We start from the raw sequence: 14,160 nt of genomic DNA on the forward strand, positions 1-14,160 counted from the left end.
GCACGGACGCCCGGCGGCCTCCACCCGACGGACGAGACCCGGACGTCCCCGCCGACCCGTGGTGAGGCTCCTCCACCCGGAGGGGACGACGGTCCCCGGGCGGGTGATGCCGAGGTTCCGCCAGGTGAGGAAGGCCCCACCGCGGACGCGGCTCACGCGGCCGGAGCGGACGTGGGGGCAGGACGGCCCGGGGATGGCGACGGTGACGGTGGGGCCGCCCAGGAGCCCGGCTTCGAGGCCGGGGTGTCCGGGGCGCGGCGGAGCGACACCGTCTCCGCCGTCGTGCGGCAGTGGCGGGCCGTGCACCCCGGTCTCGACACCGGGCCGATGGAGATCATCGGGCGGATCAACCGCTGTGCCGCCCTGCTGCAGCAGGCCGAGGACGCCCCCCTGCGCCGGGCCGGACTGAGCCGCCCCGAGTTCGATCTGCTCGGCGCGCTGCGCCGCACCGGGCACGAGCTGACGCCCGGGGAACTGGCCCGCGAGACCTTCTCCTCGGGCGCCGCCGTCACCAAGCGGCTCAAGCAGCTGACGGAGCGCGGCCTGGTGGAACGCCGCGGCGACACGCGTGACCGCAGGGTCGCCCACCTGCGCCTCACCGACGCCGGCCGCGACCTCGTCGACGGCATCCTGCCGGCCCAGCTCGCCTACGAGACGGCCGTCCTGTCCGGCCTGGACGGCCCCGAGCAGGGCGAACTGTCCGCGCTGCTGGGCGAGTTGCTCGCCCAACTGGAAGGCAGGCTGGGCGCGCTGCGGGCGTGAGAGGCCGGCCCGCCGACGCAGTGGCCACCCGGCCGGCTCAGAACCCGTCCCCGGCGCGGTAGACCCCGAACATCGCGCCCTGCGGATCCCTCAGCACCGCGATGCGGGGCCCGTCGGGCACGGACGTCGGCACCATCAGCACGGTCCCGTGCCGCTGCACGACCGCGGTCGTCGCGTCCACGTCCGTCACGGCGAAGTACGGCAGCCAGTGCGCCGGCACCTCCGGCGGGAACTTGTCGTCCATCGTCACCATGCCGCCGAAGTCCGCCCCGCCGACGCCCCACTGCGTGTAGCGCTCCCCGGCCGCGACCGTCCACCCGAACACCCGCGTGTAGAAGGCCACGGCCTGCTCCGGGTCCCGGGTGAACAGCTCCACCCAGCCCAGCGCGCCCGGCGCGTTGAACAGTCCGGCGCCCGGGAAGGTCCCCGCCTGCCACAGCTGGAACACGGCACCGCCCGGATCGGCGGCCACCACGAAACGGCCCACGTCGAACACGTCGGTGGGGCCGAGCAGTACCGCCCCGCCCGCCTCCGTCACCGCACGGGCGGCGGCGTCCGCGTCGGCCACCGCGAACGACACGTTCCAGGCGACCGGCTGCGACGGCTGGTACAGCGGGGCCAGCGCGGCCACCGCGTCGTCGCCGAGGTGGGCGACGGTGTAACCGCCCGCCTCCTGACGCGGGTCCGTCTCGGGCCGCCAGCCGAACAGCCGCGTGTAGAACCGCCGCGCGGCCTCCAGGTCGCTGGTGCCCAGCTCCGTCCAGCAGGGCCCGCCGTTCACCGGTGCGTCGAGCTTCATGGCGTTCCTTCCGCAGGGACCCCCCGAAGCACGCTAAGCCGCAGCGGCCGCCTGCTGCCATCCGGGAAAACCCGGTGGTGTGCCGCACGGCGCCCGGCGTACCCTCGCCGCGTACCGCACGCGTGGCGGCCACCGGCTCCTTCACCCTGCCCGGAGGTACCCATGCCCGCGCCCGAGGTGCGCCCCTTCCGCCGAGCCGACCGCGACCAGCTCACCGACCTGGTGAACCTGCACGTGGCGGCCGTCGTCCCCGGCGTCTCCGTCTCCGTGAACACCGTCCTCGGCGACCTGGAACGGCAGCCCGGCGAGTTCGTCACCGACCCGTGGGTGGCCGAGCGGGCCACGCTCGTCGCCGAGCACCGCGCGCACGTCGTCGCCGCCGCCCATCTGCTGCGCTACCGCGCCGACGCCGGGGTCGGTGAGGACCACCGGGGAGCGGCGGAGATCAACTGGTTCGTGCACCGTCCGGCGGCGCCCCTCTGGCCGGAATCGGAACGGGCCGCCGATCTGCTGATGCGGGCCTGCCTGGAGCGGTTCGGCCGCTGGCACGCCCGTGTCCGGTACGCCGACGGCTCCCTGCCCGCCCCGCTGGTCTACGGACTGCCCCGCAACTGGCCCCACACCCGGGCCCTGTACGAACGGGCGGGTTTCCGGCACGTCGGCGAGACCGAGGTCATCCTGATCGCCCGGGTGGCCGACCTGCCCGCGCCGGCGGCCCGCCCCGGCGTCACGGTGGAGCGCACGCTCGGGGAGTGCGGCACCCGCTTCACGGCCCGGGCCGTGAGGCACCCGCTTCACGGCCCGGGCCGGCCGCAGGGCGCTGGGCTTCGTGGAGATCGACACGGCTCTGGCCAGGCCCGAACGCCATGCCCGGGCGGCGGGCCTCGCCGACATCGGCAACCTGTGCACCGCACCGTCCGAGGCCGGCACCGGCCTGGAGCACTGGCTGCTGGCCCGGGCCGCCGACTGGCTGCGCCTGTGCGGTGTGGACCGGCTCGTCGCCTACGAACGGGCCGGCGACAGCGCCGCCGTCGAGCTGCTCACCGGTGCGGGCTTCGCGGAGCTGACCCGCACGGACCGGGGCTGGGTGCACCGCCCCGGGCCGCCTCAGATGCCCGGGCGGTAGCGGATCGGGTGCTCGGCCGGGACCTCCACGAGCACGATCGGCGTGCCGTCCGGGTCCGCGATCCACATCTCGACCAGCCCCCAGGGCTCCGTCACCGGCGGTCGCACGATCTCCACGCCCTTGGCCCGCAGCTCGTCCCGCGCCGCCGTCACGTCGTCGACCTGCAGCCACAGCCGCACGGCGGGCGCGGGCGGGGTCTCGGACCGCCCCGAGACCTCCAGGAAGCCGCCGCCCAGGAAGTAGACCGTGCCGCGCTCGGGCCCGGTGCCGAACTCCCGGTAGACGGCGAGCCCGAGCTGCTCACCGTAGAAGGCCCGCGACTTCTCGGGGTCGGTGGGGCGGATCAGGATCCGGCTGCTCAGTACCTGCACCATGCACCGGAGCCTAGCGGCAGGGTTACGCTCGTCCCTGCCCGAGCCGCGCCCAGACACGGAGACGTACGCCCATGGACACCCTTGCCACCGGACTGACCTTCCGCGACGCCACCGACGCCGACGTGGACGAACTGGTCGCGCTGATCGAGTCGGCGTACCGGGGCGAGGCCAGCCGGGCCGGGTGGACCACCGAGGCGGACATCCTGGACGGGCAGCGCACCGACCCGGAGGGGGTGCGGGCCGTCATCAAGGCGGCGGACAGCCGGCTGCTGACCGTGGAGCGGGAGGGTCGGATCGTCGCCTGCTGCCAGCTGGAGCACCGGGGTGACCACGCCTACTTCGGGATGTTCTCGGTCAGCCCCTCGCTCCAGGGCGCGGGCCTCGGCAAGGTGATCATCGCCGAGGCGGAGCGGCAGGCCCGCGCGACCTGGGGCGTGACGGAGATGCACATGACCGTGATCTCCGTCCGGGACGACCTCATCGCCTGGTACGAGCGGCGCGGCTACCGCCGTACGGGCCGGATGACCCCCTTCCCGTACGGCGACGAACGCTTCGGCATCCCGCTCCGCGACGACCTGCAGTTCGAGCTGCTGGTCAAGGAGCTGGGCTAGCCGTCAGGCCGTGAAGCGGCCCGTGCGCTTGATGTCCGGGTGGTCGGTGGTGGCGCCGTCCAGGCCGAACGCCCGGACCAGACGCAGATGGTCCTGCGTGTTCACCACCCAGCCGATGATCCTCAGGTCGGCCGCGCGGGCGCGCTCGACGATCTCCAGGGTGAGCCGGCGGATGTTCAGGCAGACGGTCTCGGCACCGGCCGCGACGGCGCGGTCCACCACGTCCGTGCCGTAGCGGCTGGCGACCAGTGCGGTGCGCACGCCCGGTACCAGTGGCTTGATCTCGGCGATCGCCTCGTCGTGGAACGAGGACACCTCCACCCGTCCGGCCAGACCTCGCTCGTTCATCACCCGGGCCAGCGCCCGCGCCGCCTGCGCGTCCTTGATCTCGGCCTGGAGCGGTGCCCGGACCGCCTCCAGGACCTCCTCGAAGACCGGCACCCGCTCGCCCCGCCCCGCGTCCAGGGCCCGCAGCTCGGCGAGGGTCTTCTCGGCGATCGGCCCGGTGCCGTCGGTCGTGCGGTCCACGTCCGTGTCGTGCATGACGACGAGCGCGCCGTCCTTGCTGAGGTGCAGATCGAGTTCGATGGCGTCGAGGCCCGCCTCCTGGGCCGCGACGAAGGACCTGAGGGTGTTCTCGGGCTCCACGCCCATGACTCCGCGGTGACCGATGGTGAGGAAGTTCAAAGCGCGACTCTCTTCCGTCGACAGGCGGCAGTGAGGGCCGGCAGGGCCCATCCGACGGTATCGCCTGCGCCCGCCCCTTGCGGAGAGTGAGGACATGGTCAGCGCGCGTGCGGGCGCAAGCGTGACCGACAGGAAAAAGTGCGGTGCAGGCCGGGGTGAGGCAGGATAATTTCCCGCGTTCGCCCTTGCTGGGAGGAACCTCGTGTGTATACGGTCTGCATACGTGAGATTCTCCCGTGGAGGATGGGACATGACGGAAATTCTTGTGCAGATGGGTTCGGAGGACGGGGTTCCTCCCGTGGCCAGGGTGGTGGAGCATCCGGCATGGCCCGTGCTCAAGGATGCCGTGGAGCGGATCCGGCCATGGCAGTCCAAGGACGGGTCGATCGACTTCGACGCCGAGGGCGCGCCCGACCCCGCCGACGCCGAGCTCGCCGTCCGGCAGGTCGTGGACGCGGTCGAGGAGCTCTCCCCGCTGCTCCCGCACGACCAGGCGTACCACGAGGCCCTGGCGAAGGACCTGACCCGCTGGGCCGACAGCGGCTTCCAGGTGCCCGACTTCCTGGACTCGCTGCTCGCCTTCCAGCCGGCGCAGGACCGCCGGGACGGCCTGCAGCACCTGGTCGTCTTCCCGATGTACACGCAGAACGGCAACCCCGACCGCAACCTCGAAGCGGTCGTGCTGCGCATGGTCTGGCCGGACTGGCTGGCCGAACTGGAGCGCACCCGCTACGACAACCCGCTGTTCTGCGGCATCACGTTCGAGGACTTCACGTCCGGCTACGACACGAACTCGGCCGTGCTGTTCCCGGAGACCATCGCCGTGCGCGAGGCGCCGGAGCGGTTCACCTGGGGCGGCATCTTCTGCGACCGCGAGGCCGCCCGCTTCCGCCGCGTGACCGACGCCGCCGTCGACATCCTGGGCCTGGGGCTGCCCGAGGACGTCGCCGCGATGGTCCACGACCAGAAGCGCTGCGAGGAGGCGTTCGTCCTGTGGGACATGGTCCACGACCGCACCCACAGCCACGGCGACCTGCCGTTCGACCCGTTCATGATCAAGCAGCGCCAGCCGTTCTGGATGTACGGCCTGGAGGAGCTGCGCTGCGACCTCACCGCCTTCAAGGAGGCCGTGAAGCTCGCGGGCGAGGGCGTGCCGCAGGCCCGTGACGTCCAGGTCGCGGTCCTGTTCGACCGCATGTTCCGCTTCCCGGTCACCGGCGAGCGCGTACGCAACTACGACGGCCTCGGTGGTCAGCTCCTCTTCGCCTACCTGCACAAGCACGACGTCATCCGGTGGACCGACAACAGGCTCTCCATCGACTGGGAGCGCGCCCCGCAGGTCACCAACCAGCTGTGCGGCGAGATCGAGCAGCTGTACCGCGACGGCATCGACCGGCCCAAGCTCGTCCACTGGTTCGCCGGGTACGAGCTCGTCTCCACCTACCTCTCCCCGCACCCCGGCTCCAAGTGGGCCAAGGGCCCCGACGCCCTGGACCTGACGCAGCCGCCGCGCAAGCTCGTCGATGACGTGCTTCCGGACGAGTTTCCGCTGAGCATGTTCTATGAGGCACTGTCCAAGAAGCTGAAGCATGTGATCGCCTCCACCAAGGGCATCACGGCGGACGGCGCCGAGCGGATCGCCGCGTGAGCGATCGGCGTACCGAGAACACTGCTCAGGAGGCGAAGAACATGGCGGGGAACGGGGCGCTCAGCGGTGCGGTGATCGCGGTGGCCGGTGCGGGCGGACCGGCGGGCCGGGCGGCGCTGCTCAGGCTGGCCGAGGCGGGAGCGACCGTCATCGGCTCGGACAACGACCCGGAGCGGCTGGCGGAGGCGGTGGACGCGGCGAGCTACGCGACCGGCGGCGCCACCGTCACCGGCGACACGGTCGACCTGCTCGACCTGCAGGCCACCCGCGACTGGGCCGGCCGCATCGAGAAGGACTTCGGCCGGGTCGACGGCCTGGTCCATCTCGTCGGCGGCTGGCGCGGCAGCGAGACCTTCACCAGGACCAGCCTGGACGACTGGGACTTCCTGGAGATGCTGCTGGTGCGCACGGTGCAGCACACCTCCCTCGCCTTCCACGAGGCGCTGCAGCGCAGCGACCGCGGCCGGTACGTGCTGATCAGCGCGGCCGGTGCCAGCAAGCCCACCGCGGGCAACGCCGCGTACGCCGCCGGCAAGGCGGCCGCCGAGGCGTGGACGCTGGCCATGGCCGACTACTTCCGCAAGGCCGGGGGCCCCGAGGGCGCGACGTCGGCGGCTGCGATCCTGGTGGTGAAGGCACTGGTGCACGACGCGATGCGCGCCGAACGCCCCAACGCGAAGTTCGCGGGCTTCACCGACGTCAAGGACCTGGCCGAGGCCATCACCGAAGTCTGGGAGAAGCCCGCCGCCGAAGTGAACGGAAAACGTCTGTGGCTCACCGAGAAGCCGTGAACCCGCCGAAGACCGACGCCCGCCGCCATCACGACCCCGACGTCCGCGGTTTCGCCAGCGACAACTACGCCGGCGCCCACCCGGAGGTGCTCGCCGCCCTGGCCCTGGCCAACGGCGGGCACCAGGTCGCCTACGGCGAGGACGCCTACACCGAGAACCTGCAGCGCGTCGTCCGCAGCCACTTCGGGGCCACGGCCGAGGCGTTCCCGGTCTTCAACGGCACCGGCGCCAACGTCGTCGCGCTCCAGGCGGTCACCGACCGCTGGGGCGCGGTGATCTGCGCCGAGAGCGCGCACATCAACGTCGACGAGTGCGGCGCGCCGGAGCGGGTCGGCGGGCTGAAGCTGCTCACCGTCCCGACGCCCGACGGCAAGCTCACGCCGGAGCTGATCGACCGGCAGGCCTACGGCTGGGACGACGAGCACCGGGCGATGCCGCAGGTCGTCTCGATCACCCAGGCCACCGAACTGGGCACGGTCTACACGCCGGACGAGATACGCGCCCTGTGCGAACACGCCCACGCACACGGCATGAGGGTGCACCTGGACGGCTCCCGGCTGGCCAACGCCGCCGCCACCCTGGACGTGCCGATGCGGACGCTCACGGAGGTCGCCGGCGTCGACCTCCTGTCCCTGGGCGGCACGAAGAACGGCGCCCTCTTCGGCGAGGCCGTGGTCGTCCTCAACCAGGACGCCGTCCGCCACATGAAGCATCTGCGCAAGCTCTCCATGCAGCTCGCCTCGAAGATGCGGTTCGTGTCCGTGCAATTGGAGGCCCTGCTCGCCCGGGACCTGTGGCTGCGCAACGCCCGGCACGCCAACGAGATGGCCCAGCGCCTCGCCGAGGGCGTGCGGTCCGTGCACGGGGTGGAGATCCTCTACCCGGTGCAGGCCAACGCGGTCTTCGCTCGCCTGCCCCACGACGTGAGCGAGCGCCTGCAGAAGCGCTTCCGCTTCTACTTCTGGGACGAGGCCGCGGGCGACGTCCGCTGGATGTGCGCCTACGACACCACCGAGGAGGACGTGGACGCGTTCCTCGCGGCGCTGAAGGAGGAGATGGCCCGCTAGGGCCATCTCCCCGGCGGGCATCGTCAGTTGACGACGATCCGCGTGCTGTTGTTGCGCAGGTTCGGGTCGAACTTCCGGATGCTCAGCTCCGAGTCGTCGTTGAGGGTCTCCACGGTGGTGTGCGCCCCGCGCACCACCCGGTCGATCCGCAGCGGGATCTCGAAGGTGAAGGACGCCTTGTCGTGCAGGTAGATCGGCGTCCGGCAGTAGTGGACGACGGGGGACGTGCCGTCGTCCTCCGCCGTCCAGCACCGGTCCTCCGGCAGGGTGCCCACCGTGGTCCCCTCCGGTGCCCGGAACCGCACGGTGGCCACGGAGGCCCCCGCGCCCAGGGACGCCACCCAGGCGGGGCCGCGGTTGTGGACGGTGACCTCGGCGGTCACGGTGTCACCCACGGCCCCGCGCACCCTGCTGCCGGTGAGCTTCAGGTCGGCGGTGTTGCGGGCGTCGAGGATGACGGCCTGGTAGTTGTCCTGCGGGTCGATGTCGGGCTCCGGTGCCGCCGCCGTCCGGGTCGTCACGGGCCGCAGGTCCAGCTCGGGGCCCGTGCCCCGGGTCCACGTCCACTCGCCACGGGCCTCCGCCAGCGCCTCGTCCGAGTACGGCTGGACGGACTGGTCGAACCGTTCGTACATCGCCTTGCGCCCGACGCCCAGAGGGGTCGTCATCGCGTACCGCTCGCCGGGCGCCACCGCCTCGTCCAGCACGCACAGGGCTCCCGTACCGGTCGCGTGGTCCCGGTACTCGCAGTTCGCGTGCCGTTCCTCGAAGCGCAGCCCGTAGGAGGCGCTGATCCACATCAGGGTGCGCTCGGCGGTGCGGTTGCCGGTGTTGGACACCGTCGCCGGCACGCTCGTCTCGGTGCCGGGCCTCAGGTCGCGCTGGTAGGGAGCCTGGCTGAGCCCCAGGTCCGGCCCGTTGCCCAGGCCGACCCGGGTCTCGGCGGTGTGGGAGGTGAACTCCCCGGCGGTGGCCGAGTAGCGCACGTATCCGGAGGCGCCGAGGTCCGCGCCGGGCAGAGCCCGGAGGCCGAACGTGGCGGCCGGTACGGTGTCCGTCCCGTCCGGCATCCCGGGGAAGGCGCAGACCGCCCTGACCTCCGACTCGGGCGCGCACTGGTCCGGCCAGGACACCCGGGCGAAGGCGGCGACCTCGCTCACGTCGACGGTCAGCTGCCCGGCCGGCACCTCGCCGTCCGCCACATCGCGGCTGATCGTGACCTCCATGGTGCGCTCGCGGGCGCTGCCGTCCGGCTCCGCGCCGGGAAGCACCGTCTCGTACGGTGCGCCGATCCACAGCTGGTTGTCCATGGCGTGCGCGGGCGCGCCCCCGATCCCCGCGGCCGCGAGGGCACCGCAGGTGACCGCGGCTCCCACCAGACGTCGTATCCGCTGCCTCATGTTTCCCCCTCCTCGTCACCGTTCCGTGGACCCCAGACCGGCGAGGCCGGGGAAGGGTTGCGGTGGGGACGGAGGGTTGCGGCGGTGTTCAGCCGTTCTTGCGGGACATGCATACGTATGCGGTTCAGCGTAAAGTGATTGACTGACCTCGTCTTGCTCCCTACGCTCTGCTCGCATGCAGCCGATCCAGGAAAACCCGGACCTCTCCGCCTACTTGGCCGCTGACGAGGTGATCGACCATCATCACCCGCGTGTGCGCGACACGGCGGCACGGCTAGCCGAGGGAGTAGCGGACTCGTATGAGTATGCGCGCGCAGCCTTCGAGTTCGTGCGGGACGGCATCGCGCACTCGCAGGACTCCGGTGACCTCCGCGTCACCTGGCGGGCCTCCGACGTCCTGGAGCAGCGCACCGGCATCTGCTACGCCAAGGCGCACGCCCTGGCCGCGCTGCTGCGGGCCGAGGACATCCCGACCGCGCTGTGCTATCAGAAGTTCGACGAGGTGCACGGACTGGTGGCCGTGCGGTTCAACGGAGCCTGGCACCGGCAGGATCCCCGGGGCAACAAGCCGGGCGTGGACGCGCAGTTCTCCCTGGACGGCGAGCGGCTCGCCTACGTGCCCGATCCCGCGTCCAATGAACTGGACTATCCGGTCCTGTATGCTGCACCGCACCCGGCTGTGCTGGACGCTCTGCGAGCGGCACCCGACCGGCCGCACCTCTGGCAGACGCTCCCCACCGCACTCTGAGGCCCGACCATGACGCTCACGCTCACCGTGTCCGACGACGTCCGCGCTCTCGCGCCCGGTTTCACCCATGTCGCGATCGAGGCGCACGGCCTGGTCAACGGGCCGAGCACCGACGCCAGTGCGGATCTGCTGGACGACGCCGCCCGCCGGCTCGCCGCCCGGCTGGACGGACGCGCCCCGCACGAGGACCCGCACATGGCGGCTTGGCGCGCGGCCTACACGGCCTTCGGCTCGAAGCCGTCCCGCACCCGCAACTCCGCGGAGGCCCTGGCCAGGAGGGCCCTCACCGATGCCGGGCTGCCCCGTATCAACCTGCTCGTCGACCTCTACAACGCGATCAGCGTCGCCCATCTGATCCCGGTCGGCGGTGAGGACCTCGACCGCATCCAGGGCGGCATGCGCCTGGTGCGGGCCACGGGAACGGAGGACTTCGTCACCGTCGCCGGGGGAGAAAAGACCGTCGAGCACCCCGACGCGGGCGAAGTGGTGTGGTGCGACGACGCGGGCGTGACCTGCCGCCGCTGGAACTGGCGCCAGGGGCCGCGCACCCGGCTCGCCGAGCGGACGACCTCGGGCATCTTCCTGCTGGAGAGCATGACCCCGATGCCGGTCGCCGAGGTGGAGGAGGCCGCGGCGGAACTCGCCGAACTGCTGCGGAAGTTCAGTCCGGGCGCGGACGTCGACGTGCGTGCCCCGTGGTCCGCCGCCTGAGCCTCGGGCACCCGGGCGTCAGTGCGCCTCGGCCGCCCGCACCTGCTCCGGCGTCGGGGCCGTACCACCGAGGTGAGCCGGCATCCACCAGGTGTCGTCCGGACCCTTGGGGCGCACGGGGTAGGCACGCTGGGCGGCCTCCAGGAGCTCCTGGACGCGCTCGCGCAGCTGGCGCGTGAGGGCGCCCGCGTACTTGTCGCGGGAGGCCTCGATGGCCTCGCCGACCCGGATCGTGATGGGCGTGTGGCTGCGCTTGAAGTTGCGCGGGTGGCCCTTGGTCCACAGTCGCTGCGTGCCCCACACCGCCATCGGGATCAGCGGGACGCCGGCCTCCTGTGCCAGGCGCGCGGCGCCCGACTTGAAGCTCTTCAGCGTGAAGGACTGCGAGATCGTGGCCTCCGGGAAGACGCCGACGATCTCGCCCGACCGCAGCGAGTCCAGGGCGTGCGCGTAGGCCGCCTCGCCCTGCTCGCGGTCCACGGGGATGTGCTTCATCCCGCGCATCAGCGGACCGGAGATCCGGTGCCGGAAGACGGACTCCTTCGCCATGAAGCGCACGAGACGTTTCTGCGGCAGCGCCGCCAGGCCGTTGAAGACGAAGTCCAGATAACTGATGTGGTTGCTCACCAGTACGGCGCCGCCCGAGCGCGGGATGTTCTCCGAACCCTGACAGTCGATCTTGAGGTCCCACACCTTGAACAGCGTGCGGGCGAAGCCGACGACGGGACGGTAGACGAGCTCTGCCATGGGCGGTTCGGACCCTTCCTGCTCTGCCTGGGAAGGGATTCCCAGCGGACAAGTTACGCAGCCGTAGGTCTACGGCTTGTCGCAGATGGTGCCCCAAGAACGGCCGGGTAGCCAGTCTTCGTGCCCGCGTGCGAAGAGATTCTCGTCACGTCGCCATCGGACTCCCACCTCGTGCTTTTACGTCCGCATTACTCCGCACGCACCGTCGCGCGCCGCACGAGCAGGTACAACTCGCAGCCCAGGCAGTACCCGAATGCCACGTTCAGGAACGCCGCCGCGAGCGCCGCGCCGGTCGCGGCGAGACCGAGCCACTCCGGCCCCAGGGTGTAGCCGACGAGTCCGAGCCCGGCGAAGAGCAGCCCCACCGCCTGGGCGAAGCGCGGCGGTTCGGGCGCCTCGAACGCCGTCGGCCGCCCGAGCCGCGGCCGGACGACCCGGGCGAACAGCCATCCGTACGGCGACCGGCGCACCCCGCCCGCCGCACCCAGCAGGAACGCCAGCGCCTGCCAGGCCAGCAGCCACGCGCTCCCGGTGATCAGCACGACCGCCAGCACGACGGTGGTGACGGCCGCCCCGAAACGCGGTCCTCTCGCATCGATGTCCATGGGAACCAAGCATTCCGCAGCCCGGTGCCGTTGCGGGCCCGGGAATCTTTGCGGTCTCGTGAACGCTTGCAGCAGGTGATGACCGGACTGGTGGTGTGCGTGGCGGTGCTCGCGGCGGCGAGCGCCTTCGGAGTGCTGCACAAGCGGCGGAGCGGGAGAGTGCGGGTGCGCGGGCGGGACGACGGCATACGGGTCGGTGCGGCGGACCTGGGGGAGGCACTCGGCGAGAGGGCCACGCTCGTGCAGTTCTCCAGCGCGTTCTGCGCGCCCTGCCGGGCGACCCGGCGGGTGCTCGGCGAGGTCGCCGGCCTGGTCCCGGGCGTGACCCACGTCGAGATCGACGCCGAGGCGCACCTGGACCTCGTCCGGCGGCTGGACATCCTCAAGACCCCGACGGTGCTGGTGCTGGACGCAGAGGGCCGCGTGGTGCGGCGGGCCGTCGGGCAGCCGCGCAAGGCCGACGTGATCGCCGCCCTGGGGGAGGCGGTGTGAGGGACGCGACCCCGTCGGTGAGTCATCTCCCACATCACGGGCCGAACTTGACTGCGCCCACCCTTTATCGTCAGCCTGACCGCATGCCTGCGGACCTCCTCACCACGAGCGACCTCCTGCGTTCGGTCTTCCGGCGGCACGCGGCGGGCGTCGCGGTCGTCACGGCCCGTGGCGACGCCGGTCCGGTGGGCTTCACCGCCACGTCCCTCGCCTCCGTCTCCGCCGACCCGCCCCTGCTCTCCTTCGGCGTCGGCACCGGCGCCTCCAGCTGGCCCGCGCTGGCCGGGGCCGACCACGTCGGCGTCCACGTCCTGGGCGAGCACCAGCAGGAGCTGGCCGCCACCTTCGCCCGCAGCGGAGCCGACCGCTTCGGCGCGCCCACCGCCTGGCGGGAAGGGCCCGAGGGCGTCCCCGTGCTGGACGGCGTGCTCGCCTGGCTGGTCGGCCGGGTCGTGGCCCGCGTGCCGGCCGGGGACCACCGCATCGTCATCGCCGAGGTCGTGCACGGCGACCCCACCGGCACCGGCCGTCCCCTCCTCTACCACCAGGGCCGTTTCCGGCGCCTGGGCGACTGAGCCGGGCGCACCCGGGGCTGCGTGACCGTCGAGTTCCGGTTACGCTGCGTTGCGAAGGTCACAGTTCAAAGCGCTTGCTTAGCGGGAACGAACTCTGTGTACTGACGAGTAATATTTCGCTCGGAGCGCGGGTCGCCCCGACCGGGATCGGCCGCTTGTGGCGCCTATGCTGCCTGCAAGAGGCAGCCGAGAAATGACGATGCAGTAGGAGAGCCGGCGTGAGCTTGAGGATCGTTGTCACTGTGAAGTACGTGCCCGACGCCACTGGCGACCGGCACTTCGCCGATGACCTGACCGTCGACCGGGACGACGTGGACGGTCTGCTCTCCGAGCTCGACGAGTACGCGGTCGAGCAGGCGCTGCAGATCTCCGAGAACTCCGACGACGACGTGGAGATCACCGTCCTGACGGTGGGCCCCGAGGACGCCAAGGACGCCCTGCGCAAGGCGCTGTCCATGGGCGCGGACAAGGCCATCCACGTCGAGGACGACGACATCCACGGCACCGACGCCATCGGCACCTCCCTGATCCTGGCCAAGGCGATCGAGAAGGCCGGCTACGACCTGGTCATCTCCGGCATGGCCTCCACCGACGGCACCATGGGCGTCGTCCCCGCGCTGCTCGCCGAGCGCCTGGGCGTCCCGCAGGTCACCCTGCTCTCCGAGGTCTCGGTCGAGGACGGCACGGTCAAGGGCCGCCGCGACGGCGACGCCGCCTCCGAGAACCTGGAGGCCTCCCTGCCGGCGGTCGTCTCCGTGACCGACCAGTCGGGCGAGGCGCGCTACCCGTCCTTCAAGGGCATCATGGCGGCCAAGAAGAAGCCGGTGGAGTCCTGGGACCTGTCCGACCTCGACATCGAGGCGGAGGAGGTCGGCCTGGAAGGCGCCTACACGGTCGTCGACGGCGCGACCGAGCGCCCGGCCCGCACCGCGGGCACGATCGTCAAGGACGAGGGCGAGGGCGGCAAGCAGCTCGCTGAGTTCCTCGCGGGCCAGAAGTTCATCTGAGCCCGACCGC

Annotated in this window: 16 protein-coding genes and 1 pseudogene; 11 read left to right on the forward strand and 6 right to left on the reverse strand. The window is 71.8% G+C overall.

The window, feature by feature from the left end; translation table 11 throughout:
- Nucleotides 1-171 precede the first annotated feature (171 nt).
- Nucleotides 172-762, forward strand: coding sequence for a MarR family winged helix-turn-helix transcriptional regulator (locus tag ACIGAQ_RS25430; protein ID WP_399786441.1), 591 nt, complete (start codon nucleotides 172-174; stop codon nucleotides 760-762).
- Nucleotides 763-799: 37 nt separating this feature from the next.
- Here the strand turns inward: ACIGAQ_RS25430 and ACIGAQ_RS25435 are convergent, their stop codons facing one another.
- Nucleotides 800-1,561: a VOC family protein gene (locus ACIGAQ_RS25435; protein WP_362278872.1), complete on the reverse strand. Its 762-nt coding sequence runs from the start codon at nucleotides 1,559-1,561 to the stop codon at nucleotides 800-802.
- A 162-nt stretch (nucleotides 1,562-1,723) separates the two neighbouring features.
- On the opposite strand from ACIGAQ_RS25435, the pseudogene ACIGAQ_RS25440 reads away from it, so the two are divergent.
- Nucleotides 1,724-2,687 (forward strand): annotated as a pseudogene (locus tag ACIGAQ_RS25440) (N-acetyltransferase).
- Here ACIGAQ_RS25440 and ACIGAQ_RS25445 read toward each other — a convergent pair.
- The gene (locus ACIGAQ_RS25445; RefSeq protein ID WP_362278874.1) at nucleotides 2,669-3,061 is read right to left on the reverse strand and encodes a VOC family protein; all 393 of its coding nucleotides are present in this window, start codon (nucleotides 3,059-3,061) and stop codon (nucleotides 2,669-2,671) included. The pseudogene ACIGAQ_RS25440 and the gene ACIGAQ_RS25445 overlap by 19 nt on opposite strands.
- A 71-nt stretch (nucleotides 3,062-3,132) precedes the next feature.
- On the opposite strand from ACIGAQ_RS25445, the gene ACIGAQ_RS25450 reads away from it, so the two are divergent.
- Complete coding sequence (locus ACIGAQ_RS25450) at nucleotides 3,133-3,672, forward strand: GNAT family N-acetyltransferase (protein ID WP_311681941.1); 540 nt, start codon at nucleotides 3,133-3,135, stop codon at nucleotides 3,670-3,672.
- A gap of 3 nt (nucleotides 3,673-3,675) precedes the next feature.
- On the opposite strand, the gene ACIGAQ_RS25455 is transcribed toward ACIGAQ_RS25450, so the two are convergent.
- Entirely contained in the window at nucleotides 3,676-4,359 is a 684-nt protein-coding gene (locus tag ACIGAQ_RS25455) for a glycerophosphodiester phosphodiesterase family protein (RefSeq protein ID WP_311681940.1), read from the reverse strand.
- A 250-nt stretch (nucleotides 4,360-4,609) separates the two neighbouring features.
- Here ACIGAQ_RS25455 and ACIGAQ_RS25460 point away from each other — a divergent pair, with 250 nt between their 5' ends.
- Genes ACIGAQ_RS25460 through ACIGAQ_RS25470 form a run of 3 tightly spaced genes read left to right on the forward strand, consistent with a single transcriptional unit; the run spans nucleotide 4,610 to nucleotide 7,865 of the window.
- A complete protein-coding gene (locus ACIGAQ_RS25460; RefSeq protein ID WP_399786446.1) occupies nucleotides 4,610-6,007 on the forward strand; it encodes a DUF6421 family protein in 1,398 nt (465 codons plus the stop codon).
- 41 nt (nucleotides 6,008-6,048) lie between these two features.
- Nucleotides 6,049-6,798, forward strand: coding sequence for an SDR family oxidoreductase (locus ACIGAQ_RS25465; protein ID WP_311682308.1), 750 nt, complete (start codon nucleotides 6,049-6,051; stop codon nucleotides 6,796-6,798).
- Complete coding sequence (locus ACIGAQ_RS25470; RefSeq protein ID WP_311682306.1) at nucleotides 6,795-7,865, forward strand: low specificity L-threonine aldolase; 1,071 nt, start codon at nucleotides 6,795-6,797, stop codon at nucleotides 7,863-7,865. Before ACIGAQ_RS25465 ends, ACIGAQ_RS25470 begins: the two co-directional genes overlap by 4 nt.
- Before the next feature lie 23 nt (nucleotides 7,866-7,888).
- Here ACIGAQ_RS25470 and ACIGAQ_RS25475 read toward each other — a convergent pair whose 3' ends face one another.
- Nucleotides 7,889-9,265 carry a hypothetical protein gene (locus ACIGAQ_RS25475; RefSeq protein ID WP_399786448.1) on the reverse strand — a complete coding sequence of 459 codons (1,377 nt, stop codon included), beginning with the start codon at nucleotides 9,263-9,265 and terminating at the stop codon, nucleotides 7,889-7,891.
- 175 nt (nucleotides 9,266-9,440) lie between these two features.
- Between ACIGAQ_RS25475 and ACIGAQ_RS25480 the strand changes: the two genes are divergently transcribed.
- Complete coding sequence (locus ACIGAQ_RS25480) at nucleotides 9,441-10,013, forward strand: transglutaminase domain-containing protein (RefSeq protein ID WP_399786451.1); 573 nt, start codon at nucleotides 9,441-9,443, stop codon at nucleotides 10,011-10,013.
- Between the two features lie 9 nt (nucleotides 10,014-10,022).
- Nucleotides 10,023-10,724, forward strand: a complete 702-nt coding sequence (locus tag ACIGAQ_RS25485) for a B3/4 domain-containing protein (protein WP_399786454.1) — start codon at nucleotides 10,023-10,025, stop codon at nucleotides 10,722-10,724.
- A gap of 18 nt (nucleotides 10,725-10,742) precedes the next feature.
- Here the strand turns inward: ACIGAQ_RS25485 and ACIGAQ_RS25490 are convergent, their stop codons facing one another.
- Together ACIGAQ_RS25490 and ACIGAQ_RS25495 are read right to left on the reverse strand one after the other, a co-directional pair.
- The gene (locus tag ACIGAQ_RS25490; protein ID WP_311681934.1) at nucleotides 10,743-11,471 is read right to left on the reverse strand and encodes a lysophospholipid acyltransferase family protein; all 729 of its coding nucleotides are present in this window, start codon (nucleotides 11,469-11,471) and stop codon (nucleotides 10,743-10,745) included.
- A gap of 188 nt (nucleotides 11,472-11,659) precedes the next feature.
- Complete coding sequence (locus ACIGAQ_RS25495; protein WP_311681933.1) at nucleotides 11,660-12,076, reverse strand: DUF4395 domain-containing protein; 417 nt, start codon at nucleotides 12,074-12,076, stop codon at nucleotides 11,660-11,662.
- A 78-nt stretch (nucleotides 12,077-12,154) separates the two neighbouring features.
- Between ACIGAQ_RS25495 and ACIGAQ_RS25500 the strand changes: the two genes are divergently transcribed.
- The 3 genes from ACIGAQ_RS25500 (at nucleotide 12,155) to ACIGAQ_RS25510 (ending at nucleotide 14,150) form a co-directional block, all read left to right on the forward strand.
- Nucleotides 12,155-12,568, forward strand: a complete 414-nt coding sequence (locus ACIGAQ_RS25500; protein WP_399787148.1) for a thioredoxin family protein — start codon at nucleotides 12,155-12,157, stop codon at nucleotides 12,566-12,568.
- A gap of 83 nt (nucleotides 12,569-12,651) precedes the next feature.
- Nucleotides 12,652-13,143, forward strand: coding sequence for a flavin reductase family protein (locus ACIGAQ_RS25505; protein WP_399786458.1), 492 nt, complete (start codon nucleotides 12,652-12,654; stop codon nucleotides 13,141-13,143).
- Nucleotides 13,144-13,361: 218 nt separating this feature from the next.
- The gene (locus ACIGAQ_RS25510) at nucleotides 13,362-14,150 is read left to right on the forward strand and encodes an electron transfer flavoprotein subunit beta/FixA family protein (RefSeq protein WP_362278880.1); all 789 of its coding nucleotides are present in this window, start codon (nucleotides 13,362-13,364) and stop codon (nucleotides 14,148-14,150) included.
- Nucleotides 14,151-14,160: the final 10 nt, after the last annotated feature.

Origin of the sequence: Streptomyces sp. NPDC085932, assembly GCF_044540525.1 — a bacterium.
Lineage (GTDB): Bacteria > Actinomycetota > Actinomycetes > Streptomycetales > Streptomycetaceae > Streptomyces > Streptomyces levis.

What these genes read in the sequence shown, in the direction of transcription:
- ACIGAQ_RS25460 (WP_399786446.1), top strand. Translation starts at nt 4,610, where the DNA reads ATGACGGAAATTCTTGTGCAGATGGGTTCGGAGGACGGGGTTCCTCCC.
- ACIGAQ_RS25490 (WP_311681934.1), bottom strand. Translation starts at nt 11,471, where the DNA reads ATGGCAGAGCTCGTCTACCGTCCCGTCGTCGGCTTCGCCCGCACGCTG.
- ACIGAQ_RS25485 (WP_399786454.1), top strand. Translation starts at nt 10,023, where the DNA reads ATGACGCTCACGCTCACCGTGTCCGACGACGTCCGCGCTCTCGCGCCC.
- ACIGAQ_RS25465 (WP_311682308.1), top strand. Translation starts at nt 6,049, where the DNA reads ATGGCGGGGAACGGGGCGCTCAGCGGTGCGGTGATCGCGGTGGCCGGT.
- ACIGAQ_RS25475 (WP_399786448.1), bottom strand. Translation starts at nt 9,265, where the DNA reads ATGAGGCAGCGGATACGACGTCTGGTGGGAGCCGCGGTCACCTGCGGT.
- ACIGAQ_RS25480 (WP_399786451.1), top strand. Translation starts at nt 9,441, where the DNA reads ATGCAGCCGATCCAGGAAAACCCGGACCTCTCCGCCTACTTGGCCGCT.
- ACIGAQ_RS25445 (WP_362278874.1), bottom strand. Translation starts at nt 3,061, where the DNA reads ATGGTGCAGGTACTGAGCAGCCGGATCCTGATCCGCCCCACCGACCCC.
- ACIGAQ_RS25500 (WP_399787148.1), top strand. Translation starts at nt 12,155, where the DNA reads ATGACCGGACTGGTGGTGTGCGTGGCGGTGCTCGCGGCGGCGAGCGCC.
- ACIGAQ_RS25435 (WP_362278872.1), bottom strand. Translation starts at nt 1,561, where the DNA reads ATGAAGCTCGACGCACCGGTGAACGGCGGGCCCTGCTGGACGGAGCTG.
- ACIGAQ_RS25495 (WP_311681933.1), bottom strand. Translation starts at nt 12,076, where the DNA reads ATGGACATCGATGCGAGAGGACCGCGTTTCGGGGCGGCCGTCACCACC.
- ACIGAQ_RS25450 (WP_311681941.1), top strand. Translation starts at nt 3,133, where the DNA reads ATGGACACCCTTGCCACCGGACTGACCTTCCGCGACGCCACCGACGCC.
- ACIGAQ_RS25505 (WP_399786458.1), top strand. Translation starts at nt 12,652, where the DNA reads ATGCCTGCGGACCTCCTCACCACGAGCGACCTCCTGCGTTCGGTCTTC.